Source organism: Uliginosibacterium silvisoli, assembly GCF_036017035.1.
GTDB classification, from domain to species: Bacteria; Pseudomonadota; Gammaproteobacteria; order Burkholderiales; family Rhodocyclaceae; genus Viridibacterium; species Viridibacterium silvisoli.
The window spans coordinates 684,652-701,443 of the sequence record NZ_JAYXHS010000003.1 but is presented as its reverse complement, the minus strand read 5'-3'; the positions used below and the strand labels follow the sequence as shown (position 1 = coordinate 701,443).

Annotated in this window: 15 protein-coding genes; 8 read left to right on the top strand and 7 right to left on the bottom strand. The window is 61.1% G+C overall.

Annotated elements, in window-relative coordinates:
- Nucleotides 1-68 precede the first annotated feature (68 nt).
- Nucleotides 69-1,580 (top strand): pectinesterase family protein, encoded by a 1,512-nt coding sequence (locus VVD49_RS17920; RefSeq protein ID WP_327600580.1) that lies wholly within the window; start codon nt 69-71, stop codon nt 1,578-1,580.
- A 114-nt stretch (nt 1,581-1,694) separates the two neighbouring features.
- The gene (locus VVD49_RS17915) at nt 1,695-2,858 is read left to right on the top strand and encodes a pectate lyase (protein ID WP_327600579.1); all 1,164 of its coding nucleotides are present in this window, start codon (nt 1,695-1,697) and stop codon (nt 2,856-2,858) included.
- Nucleotides 2,859-3,129: 271 nt separating this feature from the next.
- On the opposite strand, the gene VVD49_RS17910 is transcribed toward VVD49_RS17915, so the two are convergent.
- Entirely contained in the window at nt 3,130-3,414 is a 285-nt protein-coding gene (locus VVD49_RS17910) for a hypothetical protein (protein WP_327600604.1), read from the bottom strand.
- Between VVD49_RS17910 and VVD49_RS17905 the strand changes: the two genes are divergently transcribed.
- The 6 genes from VVD49_RS17905 (at nt 3,380) to VVD49_RS17880 (ending at nt 9,759) form a co-directional block, all read left to right on the top strand.
- Nucleotides 3,380-4,024 (top strand): pectate lyase, encoded by a 645-nt coding sequence (locus VVD49_RS17905; protein ID WP_327600602.1) that lies wholly within the window; start codon nt 3,380-3,382, stop codon nt 4,022-4,024. The two genes, VVD49_RS17910 and VVD49_RS17905, sit on opposite strands and share 35 nt — an antisense overlap.
- 310 nt (nt 4,025-4,334) lie before the next feature.
- The gene (locus VVD49_RS17900; RefSeq protein WP_327600578.1) at nt 4,335-5,372 is read left to right on the top strand and encodes a discoidin domain-containing protein; all 1,038 of its coding nucleotides are present in this window, start codon (nt 4,335-4,337) and stop codon (nt 5,370-5,372) included.
- 104 nt (nt 5,373-5,476) lie between these two features.
- Nucleotides 5,477-6,265 carry a discoidin domain-containing protein gene (locus VVD49_RS17895; protein WP_327600577.1) on the top strand — a complete coding sequence of 263 codons (789 nt, stop codon included), beginning with the start codon at nt 5,477-5,479 and terminating at the stop codon, nt 6,263-6,265.
- Nucleotides 6,266-6,425: 160 nt separating this feature from the next.
- A complete protein-coding gene (locus tag VVD49_RS17890; RefSeq protein ID WP_327600576.1) occupies nt 6,426-7,622 on the top strand; it encodes a pectate lyase family protein in 1,197 nt (398 codons plus the stop codon).
- Nucleotides 7,623-7,855: 233 nt separating this feature from the next.
- Nucleotides 7,856-8,971, top strand: coding sequence for a pectinesterase family protein (locus VVD49_RS17885; RefSeq protein WP_327600575.1), 1,116 nt, complete (start codon nt 7,856-7,858; stop codon nt 8,969-8,971).
- A gap of 107 nt (nt 8,972-9,078) precedes the next feature.
- A complete protein-coding gene (locus VVD49_RS17880) occupies nt 9,079-9,759 on the top strand; it encodes an HAD family hydrolase (protein ID WP_327600574.1) in 681 nt (226 codons plus the stop codon).
- A 56-nt stretch (nt 9,760-9,815) separates the two neighbouring features.
- Here VVD49_RS17880 and ispH read toward each other — a convergent pair whose 3' ends face one another.
- The 6 genes from ispH to VVD49_RS17850 all read right to left on the bottom strand — a co-directional run bounded on the left by ispH (nt 9,816) and on the right by VVD49_RS17850 (nt 16,791).
- The gene (gene ispH / locus VVD49_RS17875; RefSeq protein WP_327600601.1) at nt 9,816-10,757 is read right to left on the bottom strand and encodes a 4-hydroxy-3-methylbut-2-enyl diphosphate reductase; all 942 of its coding nucleotides are present in this window, start codon (nt 10,755-10,757) and stop codon (nt 9,816-9,818) included.
- Between the two features lie 24 nt (nt 10,758-10,781).
- A complete protein-coding gene (locus VVD49_RS17870; RefSeq protein ID WP_327600573.1) occupies nt 10,782-11,240 on the bottom strand; it encodes an FKBP-type peptidyl-prolyl cis-trans isomerase in 459 nt (152 codons plus the stop codon).
- Complete coding sequence (gene lspA / locus VVD49_RS17865) at nt 11,237-11,740, bottom strand: signal peptidase II (protein ID WP_327600572.1); 504 nt, start codon at nt 11,738-11,740, stop codon at nt 11,237-11,239. The genes VVD49_RS17870 and lspA overlap by 4 nt, the downstream gene beginning before the upstream one ends.
- On the bottom strand, nt 11,737-14,529 hold the full coding sequence (ileS, locus tag VVD49_RS17860; protein ID WP_327600571.1) for an isoleucine--tRNA ligase: 2,793 nt from the start codon (nt 14,527-14,529) through the stop codon (nt 11,737-11,739). The genes lspA and ileS overlap by 4 nt, the downstream gene beginning before the upstream one ends.
- Before the next feature lie 54 nt (nt 14,530-14,583).
- The gene (locus tag VVD49_RS17855; RefSeq protein ID WP_327600570.1) at nt 14,584-15,519 is read right to left on the bottom strand and encodes a bifunctional riboflavin kinase/FAD synthetase; all 936 of its coding nucleotides are present in this window, start codon (nt 15,517-15,519) and stop codon (nt 14,584-14,586) included.
- Between the two features lie 111 nt (nt 15,520-15,630).
- A complete protein-coding gene (locus VVD49_RS17850; RefSeq protein ID WP_327600569.1) occupies nt 15,631-16,791 on the bottom strand; it encodes an oligogalacturonate lyase family protein in 1,161 nt (386 codons plus the stop codon).
- Between the last annotated feature and the right edge of the window lies 1 nt (nt 16,792).

Genomic DNA, 16,792 nt, shown 5'->3' with positions numbered 1-16,792 from the left:
TGGTGCAGCGCGTCTGCGCACGAGCCTGATCTGCCAACGTAGCAGGCACGAACAGACAGGAGACTGAGATGATCAAGATGCGATGGATGATGGGTGCGCTGGTGTTGCTGCTGGCCCAGAGTGCCTGGGGCGCCAACCGCCCGAGTGGTTACGTGACGATCTGCAATGAAGGCAAGACCTGCTCGGTCAGCGCTGCGACCAGCGTGGCATACGGCCGTGCCGACAAGTTCACTTTCAAGACGCTCACCGGCAGCTTTGTCTGCGGTGAGGTCACGTTTGGCGCTGGCAGCAAGGTCGCGGGCGGCACCAACGAGTGCTCGGCTCCGTCTGGTGCAAGCTCATCGTCGGCAGGCAGCTCGGTATCGAGTTCGTCCTCAAGCAAATCGTCTTCTTCATCCTCGTCGTCCTCATCTTCTTCGACAACGACCTCCAGTTCGTCCTCGAGCAAGTCTTCGAGCTCTTCCTCGAGCGGCGGCGGTACGGCAGGTACGCGTCCGCAGCTCAGCGATGCCGTAGCTGCGAACTACGATGTGGCGCAGTTTCTTGCCAAGGCGGGGCCGCTGACCGCACTGGTGACGGATAACTGGAATCCGCGCACGACCGTCATCCAGACGCCAGCCAGCCCGGCATACATAGTTGCCAAGAGCGGCGGTACGCACACGACGGTGCAGTCTGCCGTGACGGCCATTGCCGCATCTGGCGTCACGACGCGGCAGTACATCAAGGTCATGCCGGGGACATACAACGAGCTGGTCATCGTGCCGCTCGGCACGACCATCACCCTGTACGGTGGTGGCACCGATCCGGCGCAGACGGTGATCGCCTTGCCGACAGCGGCCAAGCTGACCGGTGCGCAATACGCTGCGCTGGGGAACCCGGGCGGCGCGGTATTCACCAGCAGCACGCCGACTGCGATCAAGTCGGTGTACGACGCCTGCGCCAGCAAGTCCGGCAGCATTGGTACCACTTGCTCGTCGCTGTTCGTCGTGACCGCGAACAACTTCGAGATGACCAACGTAACGGTGCAGAACACCTACGATGAGTCTGGCGGCGAGAGCCAGGCCGTCGCTCTGATGGTGGTGGGTGACCGGAATCTGTTCAACAAGGTACGCCTGCTCGGCAATCAGGACACGCTGTACATCAAGACAACGGCGCTGGACGTGGTGGCACGCAGCTACTTCGGCAACAGCTACATCGAAGGGGATACGGACTTCATCTTCGGTCGCGGCACCGCGGTGTTTGATGCCTGCACGATCTACTTCACGCGCGTGCGCAAGAACAGCAGCACCATCGCCGCGCCGAGCACGGCGACCAGCAATCCGTATGGCTTCCTGTTCACGAGGAGCATCTTCAATGCGGATGCAGGCGGGGCGACGATTTCCTTCGCACGGCAGTGGCCGGAGTCTTCCTCGAACGGCGGCACGATAGGCAAGGTGATCGTGCGCGAGTCGACCGTCAGCGAGTTCATCAAGAACCCGCCCTGGGCAGACTGGAGCAGTAGCAATCCTGCCCAGTACGGCACGGCCAGCAATCCTTATCTGGCCGAGTACAAGAACGTCGGGCCAGGCGCTGCGCAATAGCCCCGGCCTGAAGTTGAATTGAGTTCTGCAGTACGGAGTCGTCGCGCCTGAGGTGAGTCCGGCGACTCCGCCATAAAACCAGCCTGCATGCAGCAGGCATACCAGGAGACTTGCATGACCTTGAAGCACCTGTTTTTCGGCCTGGCGGCCCTCGCCGTGGCGGGCAGTGCCAGCGCGGCCAATCGCCCTGCAGGCTACGTGACGATCTGTAATGAAGGAAAGAGCTGTTCAGTCGCAACGGCGACGAACGTGGCTTTTGGTCGTGCAGACAAATTTTTCTACAAGACACTGAGCGGCAGCTTCGTCTGTAACGAAGCGACCTTCGGTGGCAAGGTGGCTGGCGGCACCAATGAGTGCTCGGTGCCTGCGAAGAGCAGCAGTTCTTCGTCGAGCAGTATCCAGCAGAGCAGCAGTAGCAGTAACTGGAGTTATGACAATTGCAGCAACCCCGGGCCGCTGCCGTCGTGGTGCTCCAGCTCGTCTCGCACTTCATCGAGCAGCTCTTCCTCGGGTACGGCATCTTCGGCGAGCACCGGTTCTTCGAGCAGCGCCGCGACAACCTCGTCGTCGAGTAGCGCAGCTTCGAGCATCGCTTCCGGCGCGTGCGTGGCCGGCAGCGTGATCAGCAATACGACGGTCGACTGCGGTGGCATCACGGTGGGTACGTCGTGCGCGGGCGGGAGTGAATCGCAGCAGCCGATCTTCACGCTGAATAACGCGACGATCAAGAATGTGCGTCTGGCCTCGGGCAAGGCAGCTGATGGCATTCATTGTGCCAGCGGGAATTGTCGTCTCGAGAACGTGGTGTGGGAGGGTGTCTGCGAAGATGCGGCGACCAACAAGTCCGAAGGTGGCACGCTGACCATTTCCGGCGGCTCGGCGACGGAAGCACCGGACAAGACCTTCCAGCACAACTCGAAGAACAGCACGACCGTCATCGAGAACTTCCAGGTCTACGGCAAGATCGGCAAGCTGTGGCGCTCCTGCGGTGATTGCACGAACAACGGTGGTCCGCGCTTTGTCAGCATCAACAACGTGACCATCAATGGCACGGTGAGCAGCACGGTGGTGGGCGTCAATCGCAACTATGGCGACAAGGCCACGATCCGCAATCTGAAGGTGAAGGGTCTTACTCGCCCGACGGCCACGACCACCAAACCGCGTATCTGCGAAGAGTGGAAGGGTATCGAGAAGGGCAGTGGCTCGACCGAGAAGTATGGCGAGTTCTTCAACACGGCGTATTGCGACGTCAGCCCGTCTGACGTGACGAGTTTCTAAACGCTACAAGATGTCGTTCCGATGCCGCCCCGCTTCTTCACTGAATCCGGGCGGCATTTTCGTATCTCATTTTCGTATCTGTCTGACGTAGAAAACGGAGGTAGGTCGTGAAGAAGAATCTGTGGATTTCAGCCGCCTTGCTGGCGGCTCTGAGTGCAACAGCGGGAGCAGCAAATCGCCCAAGCGGATACACGACGCTATGTACTGAAGGAAAAACCTGTTCGGTCGCAAGCGCGACCAATGTGGCCTTCGGTCGTGCGGACAAGTTTTTCTACAAAGTGCTGACCGGCAGCTTTGTCTGCAATGAAGCGACTTTTGGCGGCAAGGTGGCGGGGGGTGTTAACGAGTGTTCCGTGCCCACTGCAACGGCCAGCAGTTCGTCGTCGAGTACAGGCCCATCCTCGTCGAGTAGTTCGAAATCTTCTTCCAGCAGCAGTTCGAAGTCATCCAGTAGCTCGAAGACTTCATCCAGTAGTTCGGTCAGCAGTGCGACGCCCAACTCATGCCAGGCAGGGAGCGTCATCACCAATGCGACTGTCGATTGCGGCGGTATCACGGTGGGTACTTCCTGTGCCGGCGGTAGCGAAAGCCAGCAACCGGTGTTCACGCTCAACAATGCAACGATCAAGAATGTCCACCTCAAGGCTGGTGGCGCCGCCGACGGCATTCATTGCGTGGCAGGCAACTGCCGGCTTGAGAACGTAGTGTGGGACGATGTTTGCGAAGACGCTGCAACCTTGAAGGATGCAGGGGTGACGATGACCGTGTCGGGCGGTTCGGCGAATGCTGCTGACGACAAGGTCTTCCAGCACAACTCGAAGAACTCGACGATCTACATCGAGAACTTCTCGACGACTGGCCGCATCGGCAAGCTCTATCGCTCTTGTGGTGACTGCACCAACAACGGTGGCCCACGCTTTGTGAACATCAACAACGTCACCATGAACGGCTCGACAGGCACCATCGTCGGCGTCAATCGCAATTACGGCGACAAGGCGACGATCCGCAACCTGAAAATCAAGGGCTGGAAGTATCCGGACAGCGGTGGCGAAATCTGCATGGAATACATCGGCGTCGAGAAGAGCAGTGGTAGCAGCAGCGAGCTTGGCCTGTTCTGGAATACGGCGAGCTGCGATGTGAGCCCGACAGATGTAAGCGGATTCTGACTCTGAGAAACCGTGCCGCCCCGGATGCTCGGGGCGGCTTCTTGTTTCATGGCCAGGTGCCATCTGCAGCCAGAGGACTGCCGGGTGATGCCGTGGCCATTTCTTTCGAGTGGCGCGACCGTGACCTTTCAGTCGCCGCCACGTCAATGCAATTCGCGCCGCAGGAATGCAGCAGATCGCATGCGCATTGTTCCCTCCGTCATCCCTTGGCACGCTTCCGACGCCCCGGGTTGCTCTCCGGGGGCGAGAACACGAGCGGCGAAGCATGGCATTGGCCGCCAGACCTGCAGACCAATCAAAGGAGAATGAAATGGGAAAGACCCCGAGCCGGTGGCTCTTGCATATCGCTGTGGTGCTCGGACTGCTGGCAGGCCACGCCGCCTGGGCGCAGTCCTCTTCGTCAAGCAGTTCGTCCAGCAGACCCGCGACCTTGCCGCCGCTGCAATCAGGGTTCATTGAATGTGCTCTCCAGGGGCAGACCTGTAATTTCACGGGCACCCGCACGGTGCTCACGGATAGCTGTTTCGAATACACCTGCTGGTCTTCGAAAGTCGTGACAACGGCTCCCGTCGTGTGCCGGGGCTACCTGATGGGCGCCTCTGCGCGCTGCGCGTATTCTGTCGGCGAACTCGGTGCGACAGCACCATTTCCGGGGCTGACGGCGAGCGCTTCGACCCAGTCGGGTACGGGCCGGACTGCCGCGAAGGCCATCGATGGCGATGCTGATACGCGTTGGGAGGCGAGCAACTCCACGGCCGGCAGCTGGCTGCGTGTGAGCGGCTCCGAGCCAATCTACCTTTCGAAGATCGAAGTGTTCGAAGTGGGTTCGAAAATCCGTGGCTATCGCGTCGAATACCTGCAGGGCAGCGTGTGGACACCTCTCACGGAAGGCAGTGTGGTCGGCCCGCATCTGGTGATCGACATGGCTGGCCGGACGCCAGTGCTGACGACCGCCGTACGCATCATCACGACCGGTGCTGCTGCGGGACAACCCTCGATCTCCGAACTGGTCGTCCTCGGGAACAGACCGCGGCCAGCCAGCTCATCCAGCTCGAGCAGTTCCAATGGCATGTGCGGCCCTAGCACCGGTTCCTGCTGCAACGGCGTGCCCTGCGACATGACCTGCCAGAACCCCGCAAACTGGAACAAGCCGCCTTGCAATACTTCCAGCTCCTCGAGCAGCGCCTCGCCGGCCGCTTCGACACTGAAGAGCAGTGGGCTGCGTACATCACCGGTTGCTGCCCTGGCGCGCACTGCCGGTCCTGTGAGCCGTGATGCAGCGAATCGTGTCGACATGACGTTGGCGAATTCGCTGTCGCGCGCAGCGATGACTGTCCGGCCTGTCTGAAGCATGGGAGCAGGCCTCGTGGCTATCACGGTCACGAGGGCTGCATGCCTGATGCGTATTGATCGCACCATCTGATCGCGTTGAACTCTACTGCGGAGAGCAGCATGAAAACACTCGTTACGGAATGGACGTTATGGTTCCAGCGAATTGCTCGCTATTGTTCGTGGGCGGTGCGTGGCATGCTGCTGGCGTCGGCGGCGCTGCTTGCCGGTGGCGCCATGGCTGCAGGTTCGTCAGCTTCATCCAGTGCGCCCGGCGGCATCTTCGATGTGTCTCCGCCCGGGTTCAAGCGTTGCGCTTTCGCCGGCGCAACGTGCAGTTTCTCGGGCACGCATTCGGTGATTGCGCAGTGGTGCAATTCGACCGATTACTGTCGCTATAGCGCAGCAATCACGGCCACGAATGGCGTGCTGTGTACGGCTGAAGCCCTGAAGATTGCAGCACCCGCCGACCTGCCGAATCTTGCATGCTTCGTGAGCATCACCGAAGGCGTGCTGACCCGATGGAACGGGCCGGCGAGCGCGTCGACGCAGTCCGGCAATGCGCGGGCGGCGGCATTCGCGATCGACGGCAAGCTGGATACGCGTTGGGAGGCGAGCAACTCCACTGCGGGAAGCTGGTTGCGCGTGAACGGTGCGGAGCCTACCTACCTGTCGAAAATCGAAGTGTTCGAGGCCGGCTCGAAGATTCGCGGCTACCGGATCGAATACCTGCAGGGAAGTGTCTGGGTACCGATTCTGGAGGGTAACGGGGTTGGGCCACGCCTGCTGATCGACATGGCCAACCGGGCGCCGGTACTGACGACGGCAGTGCGCGTCATCACGACCACCACCGCTGTCGGCCAGCCTTCGATAGCGGAGATCGTGGTGGAGGGGACTGTGCCGGCCAGATAGCGCGGTAGTTCCTGTGGTCTGCGGAAGCGCAGACGATCGATGAAAAGCCCGCCAGCGCGGGCTTTTTTTATGAATTTACGCATCGTTTACCTGGTTTTCAGCGTGTTCCCTGGCGTGATGTGACAGGATGCCGCACTGGCCATTCAGAACCTCGGGGAACATGATGAACAACAAGAAAAGATGGGGGCAACGCGGGCTTGAGCTGTTGGGGCTGCTCTCCGCAGGCTTCGCGGTGACACTCTCCTGCACCAACGCACAGACGCAGGTACAACCAGAACTGGAGTGGGCGCGCCAGACCGCACCCGCCGGTGGCTGGGCGGCCCAGAGCGGCGGTACGCAGGGCGGCGCCGAGGCATCGGCCAGCCGCATCTACACAGTGACCAACGCAGACGAGCTGCGCGACGCCGTCATGGGCTTCCGCTCGCGCATCGTGTTGATCAAGGGGACGATCGACATGACGGAGGGGCGGCCCTTTGCCAGCACTGCCGACCAGAAGCTGCGCGGCATGATCAATGTCGGGCCGAACACGACCATCGTCGGTCTTGGTGGTGATGCTCGTGTCATCAATGGCAACTTCATGATCGAACGCACTTCGCAGGTGATCTTGCGCAATCTGACCATAGAGAACCCCTGTGACGTGGCGCCCAGCTTTGATCCGGGCGATGGACCGGACGGAGCGTGGAATGCCGAGTTCGACGGCGTAACGATATTTGCATCGCATCACGTGTGGATCGATCACGTCACTTTCACTGATGGCAGAAAGACCAACGACCAGATGCCGGTGTCGCAGGGCCATGTCATGGAATGCCACGACGGTGCGCTGGATATCAAGAAGGCCGCCAACTACATCACCATCTCCAACAATGTCTTCACGCTGCACGACAAGAACAATCTGGTCGGTCATAGCGACAAGGAAGGCATGGATGGCAGTTATCTGAAGATCACCTTCAATGACAACCTGTTCCGCGATATCGGCCAGCGTGCGCCGCGCGTGCGCTACGGGCAGGTGCATGTCTACAACAATGCCTACATCGGCTCCAAGACCCACAAGGCATATCCCTACGTCTACAGCCTGGGGGTTGGCGTCGCGTCGCGCATGATCTCCGAGAACAATAACTTCGCCATCGATGGTGTGGATAGCTGTGTCGGAGTGATCAAGAACTTCGGTGGCAAGACCTTCGTTGACCGCGGCTCCGTGCTCAATGGCAAGGCGCTCAATGCCGATCAGTGTGGTTACGACAGCGACGTGGGTTGGAAACCTCCGTATGTATACACCCTGCGCCCCACGGCGGAGGTGGAGGCCCATGTGCTCGCTCATGCCGGCGTCGGCAAGCTGAGCACTGCGTCTGCTCCGTAAGGCATCAACGCAGGTCGGGGGAGTCCCGAGCGGACCCCCGACCTGTCCCGGCTCCGGCCGGGTCTTGACTGCATCTGGCGCAGTGGCAGATCAGTCGGCCGAGCCGCCCTTGCTGTGCTGCCGCAAGACTTCCGGCCTGCCTCCATGCTTGAATGTTACCGGTCTCATTGCGTGTCGCCTTGCTCGATGCGTGATTGGACGACCGCAATACACATACAACAAGGAGACGAATCATGAAATTCAGGAAATTGCTCCGCAGCCTCTGGATGGGCGCGCCAGTGCTGGCATGCTCGTTGGCTCTGGCTTCCACTTCGACTGCAACGCGACCCCAGCTCTCAAGCTCGGAGGCCGCCAGCTACACGGTGTCCACCTTCCTCAACGGCTGGGCGGCGGGAGCGGTGAGTACAACGACCGGCAACTACGTGGTTTGCTCGAGCTGTACTTACACGACCGTGCAGGCCGCGGTAAATGCGGCCATCAATGCGGGCGGCTCGACGCGCAAGTACATCCAGATCAAGGCCGGCACCTATACCGGTCTGGTGGTGATCCCCTCCGGCACGCCGCTGACCATCTACGGCGACAGCGAGACCGGCGTAGTGCTGCAGCTGGGTGCCAATTACGCGATGACCGGCGCGGCTTTCAAGACTGCGGTTGGCAACAGCAGCAACTTCGGCTCGTCAGCGCCATCGACCGTGCAAAGCTATTACAACGATTGCACGACGCGCAGCACCTTGCAGACCAACTGCACCGCGACGGTGGTCAGTTATGCCAGTAACCTGAATATCAAGAATCTGACCATCAAGAACAGCTACGGCGAGAACAACTCGGCGGCCAACGGCCAGCATCAAGCCGTCGCATATCTGAACAATGGCGGTGACCAGGTCACGCTGGATACGGTCAAACTCATCGGCAACCAGGACACGCTGTGGCTGGCTGGTACGGGCAAGCGCACCTACATCCGCAACAGCTACATCGAAGGCGATGTGGATTTCATCTTCGGTGACATGACCGGCATCTTCGACGGCTGCGAAATCCACTACACCAACGCGCGCACCAGCACCGGCGTGATTGCCGCGCCGAGCCATCCTTCAGCGAACAAGGGCTTCATCTTCAGCGGCGGCTCGTTCACGACGTCAGGCGGCACGAACACCGTGTCCTTCGCGCGTCAGTGGCCGCAACATGGCTCGACGACCGGGCAGGTGATCATCCGCGGCGCCAACATAGGCGCGCATATCAAGACGGCCGCGCCCTGGATGCAATGGAGCAGCTCGTACGCGATCACCTACGGCAGTTCGGGTAATCGTCGTCTGGCCGAGTACAGCAATACGGGGTCCGGCGCGGCGCCTTGATACGTCGTCAAGTTCGGGACGTCGCTCCGGCAATCGCTGCAGTGACGTTCCGTTCAGACTTATTGACGTACAATCCATTTGTCATCATTGATGAGTGGATTGCGATCTTGTTTCCTGCTGCGTTTCTTGTCGATCTGGATGGCACGCTCGCGGATAGCGAGCCTTTGAAGGGCCTTGCGCTTGCCCGGACTTGCGGCATGTACGGAGGCGAGGTCAGTGTCGAGGTGTATGCCGAGGTGATGGGGGAGGATTGGCCCACCGTCACCCGACACATCTTCCGGCAGGCGGGCATCACGCCGGATGTCGATGCGTTCAACGAAGATTTTCGCGCGACTTACCTGCAACTATTGAGTAGTGAGGTCGAGCTGACGGCTGGTGCGCAGCTGTTCCTCGATGCCGCGCGCGCCAGCGCCATTCGCCTTGCGCTGGTCAGTTCAGCCATGCCCTGGATGGTCTCCGCCGTACTGAGCAAGCTGGATCTGTTGGGTGTTTTTGATCTCGTCATCACGCAGGCGGATGTGTCGCGGCACAAGCCCGACCCCGAGGCCTACTTGCTGGCGCTCAAGCGCCTCGCGCTGCCCGCTTCAGACGTCGTGGTGATCGAGGATTCACAGGCGGGCCTGCGTGCCGCAGCGGGTGCCGGTTGCCGCAGCATCGCGATACGTCATGCATTCAATGCACGGCACGACCTGTCCCTGGCGACCCGGACCGTAACTGACTTTCATGCGCTGCTGTCAGGCGACGTGGTACGCCCCGGTTTTGCCGGCTTCATGCCGTTGCCCGGTTGATATCGCAAACAAAAAAGGCCCGCGAGTGCGGGCCTTTTTGTTTGGCGCGAGCCTGATCATTCGCGCACGGGTTGCAGGTCCTTCGGAATCGGGAAGACTACATTTTCCGTCACACCCTCCAGCGTACGAACGGTTTTCGCGCCCAACTCGCGGATACGTGCGACGACTTCATTGACCAGCACTTCCGGCGCCGATGCGCCAGCTGTGACGCCGATGCGTTTCTTGCCTTCCAGCCATGCCGGGTCGATGCCGGAGGCATTGTCGACCAGCCAGGCAGGTACGTTGCGCGCAGCGGCGACTTCGCGCAGACGATTCGAGTTCGAGCTGTTCTTCGAGCCAACGACGATGACTGCGTCGACCTGCGGGATCATGAATTTCACGGCGTCCTGGCGATTCTGCGTTGCGTAGCAGATGTCGTCCTTCTTCGGGCCGACGATGGCCGGGAAGCGCGCCTTGAGTGCATCGACGACGACTTGTGCGTCATCGACCGACAGCGTCGTCTGCGTCACATAGGCGAGCATCGCCGGGTCGGTTACGTTCAGTTCGGCCACGTCTTCAACGGTCTCGACGAGGTACATGCCGCCTTCGCTCTGGCCCATCGTGCCTTCCGCTTCGGGGTGGCCCTTGTGGCCGATCATGATGATCTCGCGGCCCTGTCCGCGCATCTTGCTGACTTCGACGTGCACCTTGGTCACCAGCGGGCAGGTCGCGTCGAACACGCGCAGGCCACGCGCTTCGGCATCGCGACGCACGCTTTGCGGCACGCCGTGGGCGGAGAAAATCAGCGTGCTGCCGGAAGGCACGTCTTCGAGCTCCTCGATGAAGATCGCGCCTTTGGCGCGCAGGTCTTCGACGACGAACTTGTTGTGCACGACTTCGTGGCGCACATAGATCGGTGCGCCGTGAATGGCGAGTGCGCGTTCGACGATGGAAATCGCACGCTCCACGCCGGCGCAGAAACCGCGCGGATTGGCGAGCAGGATTTCGGCTTCGTTGATTACGGTATCTGTCATGGTTCTCTTTCAGATCACGCCGATGATTTCGACTTCCACATCGACGGCCTTGCCTGCCATTGGATGGTTGAAGTCGATCAGGGCTTCCGTTTCCGTCAGCTCACGCACCAAGCCCGGATAAGTGCTGCCGTCGGGTGCAGGGAAAGAATAGACCGTGTCCTGCTCGAGATACAGGCTTGGCGGAATGTGCTTGCGCTGTACGCGTTCGACCAGTGCCTCGTTGTAGTCGCCAAAAGCTTCGCCGGGTGCGAAATGGAAGATCTTGCGCGTGCCGGGGGCGAGGCCGATCAGGCGCGACTCCAGCGAAGGCATCAGTTCGCCGGCGCCGAGTTGCATCGTCGCGGGCGTGGCGCCGAAAGTGGTGATCAGCGTCTGGCTGGTCGCGGGATGCGTGACGCGGAAATTCAGCGTGACGAGGCTGTGCGCATGGATTGCGCCTGCTGCGGTGCCTGTGGTCGGAGTACTCATGATGCGGAAACTTTCTTTGCTGCGCGGGCTTCGCGCAATTGCGACAGGATCATCAGACCCACGCCGAGACAGATGGCCGAGTCCGCGAGATTGAACGCGGGCCAGCCGTGTGCGCCGATGTGGAAATACAGGAAGTCGACCACGGCACCGATCTGGAAGCGGTCGATGACGTTGCCGATCGCGCCGCCAATCACCAGCGAGAAGGCCAGTGGTTGCAGCGTCTCGGCCTGGTGCTTGCGCACCAGTGCGACGAGCCATGAGCAGATCACGAAGGCCAGGACGATGAAGAACCAGCGTTGCCAGCCGTCATGGTTGGCCAGGAAACTGAAGGCCGCGCCCGGGTTGTAGAGCAGCACCAGATCGAAGAAGCTGGTGACCTGGATGCTCTGGCCATAGGTCAGATGCGCCAGCACGACCTGCTTGCTGACCTGGTCGAGTACGACGACCACGACAGCAAGGATCAGCCAGAAGATGAAACGCTTCGACGTTGCCATGCTCATGCGTATTTCCGTTGTTCGCCGCTACCGTGCAGGTTGGCATCACAGCGTCCGCAAAGTTCCGGGTGTGCGGCGTTGCTGCCGACGTCGGCGCGGTAGTGCCAGCAGCGCGCGCACTTGGCGTGGCTGGTCGGCGTCGCGACGATCTTCTCGTCCGCTTCGCTTACCACTTCGCTGACTTCGCTGCGCGAGGTGATGAACACGAAGCGCAGATCATCGCCAAGCGAAGACAGCGCGCGGTACTTCGCGCCGCTTGCCGACAGGCTCAGTTCGGCCTGCAACGACGAGCCGACCTTGCCCTCGGTACGCACGGCTTCGATGACCTTCATCGCTTCGGCACGCACGGCGCGGATCGTCGACCAGCGTTCCAGTGCGTCGGCATCGATGTTGGCGTCGGGCAATTTGTGGAAGGCGTGCAGCATGATGCTGTCGTCGGCATTGCCGTTCAGCACTGACCAGATTTCTTCCGCGGTGAACGACAGCACCGGCGCCATCAGCTTCACGACGGTCTGCGTGATGTGCCACAGCGCGGTCTGTGCGGAACGACGTGCAACAGACTTCGGAGCGCTCGTGTAGAGACGGTCCTTGAGGATGTCGAGGTAGAAGCCGCCGAGGTCTTCCGAGCAGAAGATCTGCAGCGCCTGGATCACGCGCTGGAAATCGTAGCTGGCGTAATCCGCTTCCGCCTGATCGGCGAGCTGGCGCGTGAGTGACAGCGCGTAGCGATCGATCTCGAACCATTGCTCGACCGGCAGTGCCTCCGCCGCGAAATCGAAGTCAGCCGTGTTGGCAAGCAGGAAGCGCAGCGTGTTGCGGATGCGGCGATAGGTCTCGACGACGCGGTCGAGGATTTCCTTGCTGATCGACACTTCGCCCGAGTAGTCGGTCGATGCGGCCCACAGGCGCAGGATTTCCGAACCGAGCTTGTCCGACACCTCCTGCGGCACGACCGTGTTGCCGAGCGACTTGCTCATCTTGCGGCCTTGGCCATCGACCACGAAGCCGTGCGTCAGCAGCGCCTTGTATGGCGCGCGGCCGTCGATGGTGCAACCCGTCAGCAGGGACGAGTGGAACCAGCCGCGATGCTGGTCCGAGCCTTCGAGATAAAGATCGGCCGGGTAGGCGTGCTGATCGGCGTGCGAGCCGCGCATGACATGCAGATGGGTGGTGCCGGAATCAAACCACACGTCCAGCGTGTCGTTGATCTTGCGGTACTGCGACGCTTCGTCGCCGAGCAGTTCGGCTGCATCGAGCTTGAACCAGGCTTCGATACCGCCTTGCTCGACGCGCTTCGCAACTTCCTCGACCAGTTCCAGCGTGCGTGGGTGCAGCTCACCGGTTTCGTTATGCAGGAAGAACGGGATCGGCACGCCCCAGTTGCGCTGGCGCGAGATGCACCAGTCGGGGCGATTGGCGAGCATGGCGTGCAGACGTGGCTTGCCCCAGGCCGGGAAGAACTGCGTTTCCTCGACGGCTTGCAGCGCGCGCTCGCGCAGGGAAGCACCATCTCCGGGGCGCAGGTCCATGCCGACGAACCATTGCGCCGTGGCGCGATAGATCAGCGGCGTCTTGTGACGCCAGCAATGCATGTAGCTGTGCGTGATGGTTTCGTGCTTGAGCAGCGCACCCACTTCGGCGAGCTTTGCCACGATGTTCGGATTGGCCTTCCAGATGAACTGGCCACCGAAGAATTCCAGGCCCGGCACATACACGCCATTGCCCTGGACGGGATTCAGGATCTCGTCGAAGCCACGACCATTGGCGCGCCAGATGTTGAAGTCGTCCACGCCATAGGCCGGTGCGCAATGCACGATGCCGGTACCTGCATCGACGCCGACGTACTCGGCGAGATACACGGGCGAGACGCGGTCGTAGAGCGGGTGCTTGAATTCGATGCTGGCCAGACGCGAGCCCTTGGCCGTGCCGATCACTTGGCCTTCGAGGCCATAGCGCTTCAGGCAGCTCTCGACGAGCTCAGCGGCCAGCACCAGCAGCTTGTCGCCGATATCGACCAGCGCGTAGTCCAGTTCAGGATGGATGTTCAGCGCCTGGTTGGCGGGGATCGTCCATGGGGTTGTCGTCCAGATCACCGCGTAGGCGGTCTTCGGCAGGCTATCCAGATGGAATGCGACGGCGAGTTGCTCCGGCTGGCCGCAGGCGAAGGCCACGTCGATGGCGTCGGACTTCTTGTCTTCGTATTCGACTTCCGCCTCTGCCAGCGCCGAGCCGCAATCGAAGCACCAGTTCACCGGCTTGAGGCCCTTGAACACCCAGCCGTTCTTGACCATGGTGCCGAGCGCGCGGATCTCGCCGGCCTCGTTGCCGAAGTCCATCGTGCGGTAAGGATTGTTCCAGTCGCCCAGCACGCCGAGGCGGATAAAGTCTTTCTTCTGGCCTTCAACTTGTTCGGCTGCGTAAGCACGTGAAAGTTCACGCACCTTGTCGCCCGGCAGGTTCTTGCCGTGCGTGACTTCGACCTTGTGTTCGATCGGCAGGCCGTGGCAATCCCAGCCCGGCACGTAGGGCGCGTCGAAACCGGCCAGCGTCTTCGAGCGGACGATGATGTCCTTGAGGATCTTGTTCAGCGCGTGGCCGATGTGGATGTTGCCGTTGGCATACGGCGGGCCGTCGTGAAGAATGAACTTCGGGCGACCGGCAGACGCAGCACGAATCTTTTCGTACAGCTTTTTCTGTTGCCATTGCGCAACCCAGCCCGGCTCGCGCTTGGGCAGATCACCGCGCATGGGAAACGCGGTGTCGGGCATGTTCAGTGTCTGTCGGTACTCGGCCATTGTTTTCTCGAAAAGCTCGATTGAGGTCAAAAATTCGTTGGTTCAGTGCAGTGCTCAGTAGTTGTCGCCGGTGGCGAAGTACTGCCGCACTTGCTCACAGTCCCTGGCAATCGCCGTTGTCAGTTCTGTGAGCGAATCGTATTTCGCTTCGTTGCGGATCTTGCGCCAGAAGCGCACCCGCAACTGCTGGTGATAGAGATCGCCATCGAAGTCCAGCACGAAGACTTCGAGGCGCAGCGCCAGCTTGTCGCCAATCGTCGGGCGTACGCCGAGGCTTGCTGCGCCGGGCACGTGATCGAGCGGGCCACCGGCAACCGTCACTGCAAAGATGCCCGACAAGGGCATGGTCTTCTGGCGCAGCTGGATGTTCGCCGTCGGAAAGCCGATCGTGCGGCCGATCTTGTCGCCATGCATGACGCGGCCGACCACTTCGAAGGGCGCTCCCAACAACATATTGGCATGCACCATGTCGCCTTCAAGCATGGCGGCGCGAACGGCGGAGCTGGAGACGCGCTCGCCGCCCAGGTCTACGGTGTCGAGGGCTTCGACGCGGAAGCCACGCAGATCACCGGCGGCGCGCAGGGTTTCGAAATTGCCCTGGCGGCCCTTGCCGAAGCAGAAGTCGTCGCCGATCAGCAGGTGCCGTGCGCGCAAGCCACGCACCAGCACGCGATCGATGAAGTCTTCGGCCGACAGCGACGAAAACGCGGCGTTGAAAGGCTGCACGTAAACCTGATTGACGCCTTGCGCTTCGAGCAGTTCAAGCTTGCGGCGCAAGCTGGTCAGGCGTGGCGGTGCGTCGTTCTGGGCGAAATATTCGCGCGGCAGCGGCTCGAAAGTCATGACCGCAGAGGGCAGCCCGAGCGTGGCGGCGCGGTGGCGCAAACGCGCCAGCAAGGCCTGATGGCCAAGGTGCACGCCATCGAAGTTGCCGATGGTCAGCACGCATGGACGCTCGTTGTATGTGGGGATGCCGCGGAAAACCTGCATAACTTGCTGAGAAAAAAGGTCAAATTATAACAGGGGCGGCCCTTCCGGTCTCCCGTCAAGTGCGTCGGCCGTGGCCTTGCAGCCTGCGACGACGCACTTTTTGACCTGCCTTCAGAACGCCGGGATGTCGGCCAGGTACACCGCCGGCATGCCCTCGAAGTCGCTGGTGAACAGGACGCGTTTGTCGTCTGGCGTGAACGAGGGGTGCGGATGGCTGGTCTGGTGGCTGCCCTTGTATTCGCGCCAGGAGCTGTTGTGCGCGCAGATGCGTTGCGTCGTGCGGCGCTTCAGGTCGAAGACGTGCAGGTAAGGGTCTGGCTCGAAGGCGTGGCCTTCCTGGTCGGAGACATCTTCGAGTTGCCCCGCGCCGTCGCCTACAAGCAGCGTGCCGTCGTAGTTGCTCATGATGTGCGAGCAGGGCGGCATGGGCATGAGCATTTCGTTTTTCAGCGTGACCGGGTCAGCTGCCCAGACGAAACGGTTCTGCTCACCCTTTACGTAGCTCACGTAGATCATGCGCGAGCCATCCGGCACCCAGAACTCGTGCATGCAGCTCTCGCCGGGTGCGTGGGTCTTGACCTTGCGCAGGTGCTCGCCGTTTTCGTCGATCAGCCACATGCGCGCATCGACGAGGTCGTGCGGGCCCTCGTGGCAGAAGCCCATGGTCTCGTCGTGGAAGGGGCGGTACATGGGGTGGCCCATGTACATCCGTTGCTCAAGGATCGTCTTCGCCTTACCGGTCGTGCCGTCGATGGAAATCAGACGGCTGCGTGGTGTTTTGTAGAACTGTTTGGTGAAGCGTTCCCAGCCTGTGCTGTCGGTGACGCGGTCAGCCTCCCAGATCTCCATCGCAGCGAATTTCGTGCACGCCGTGTTCGGTACCCAGGTGCCGGCACCTTTCCAGAGTTCGGGCACGCCATAGACCACCTCCTCATCCAGCGTCTGCAGGTCGACGCGGCGCAGCTGGTCACTATTGCGCACGTAGTAGAGGTGCTTGTCGTCTGGTGACAGGAAAGCGCCGTGCGTGTTGCAGCCAGAACCCTCGGTGAGCTGGCGGGCGAGGCCGGTGCCGAGATCGACCAGCCAGTGGTTCATGGTGCTGTCGAACTCGGAGCCGAACATCAGCTGCGAGCCATCGTTGAAAAAGCACTTCTGATAGAAGTAATTGCGGTGACTGATGATCTCGGGCGGCGTCAGGCGTGTGACGCGCATGCCTGTTGTCGGGTCGGAGAAGTCGTGGAAGTTCAGTTGACGCGTAGTGCCTTTGGCCATG

Bases quoted from the DNA above. Each gene is read 5' to 3' on its own strand.
- VVD49_RS17920 (WP_327600580.1), top strand. From the start codon at position 69: ATGATCAAGATGCGATGGATGATGGGTGCGCTGGTGTTGCTGCTGGCC.
- VVD49_RS17915 (WP_327600579.1), top strand. From the start codon at position 1,695: ATGACCTTGAAGCACCTGTTTTTCGGCCTGGCGGCCCTCGCCGTGGCG.
- VVD49_RS17900 (WP_327600578.1), top strand. From the start codon at position 4,335: ATGGGAAAGACCCCGAGCCGGTGGCTCTTGCATATCGCTGTGGTGCTC.
- VVD49_RS17895 (WP_327600577.1), top strand. From the start codon at position 5,477: ATGAAAACACTCGTTACGGAATGGACGTTATGGTTCCAGCGAATTGCT.
- VVD49_RS17890 (WP_327600576.1), top strand. From the start codon at position 6,426: ATGATGAACAACAAGAAAAGATGGGGGCAACGCGGGCTTGAGCTGTTG.
- VVD49_RS17885 (WP_327600575.1), top strand. From the start codon at position 7,856: ATGAAATTCAGGAAATTGCTCCGCAGCCTCTGGATGGGCGCGCCAGTG.
- VVD49_RS17870 (WP_327600573.1), bottom strand. From the start codon at position 11,240: ATGAGTACTCCGACCACAGGCACCGCAGCAGGCGCAATCCATGCGCAC.
- lspA (WP_327600572.1), bottom strand. From the start codon at position 11,740: ATGAGCATGGCAACGTCGAAGCGTTTCATCTTCTGGCTGATCCTTGCT.
- ileS (WP_327600571.1), bottom strand. From the start codon at position 14,529: ATGGCCGAGTACCGACAGACACTGAACATGCCCGACACCGCGTTTCCC.
- VVD49_RS17855 (WP_327600570.1), bottom strand. From the start codon at position 15,519: ATGCAGGTTTTCCGCGGCATCCCCACATACAACGAGCGTCCATGCGTG.
- VVD49_RS17850 (WP_327600569.1), bottom strand. From the start codon at position 16,791: ATGGCCAAAGGCACTACGCGTCAACTGAACTTCCACGACTTCTCCGAC.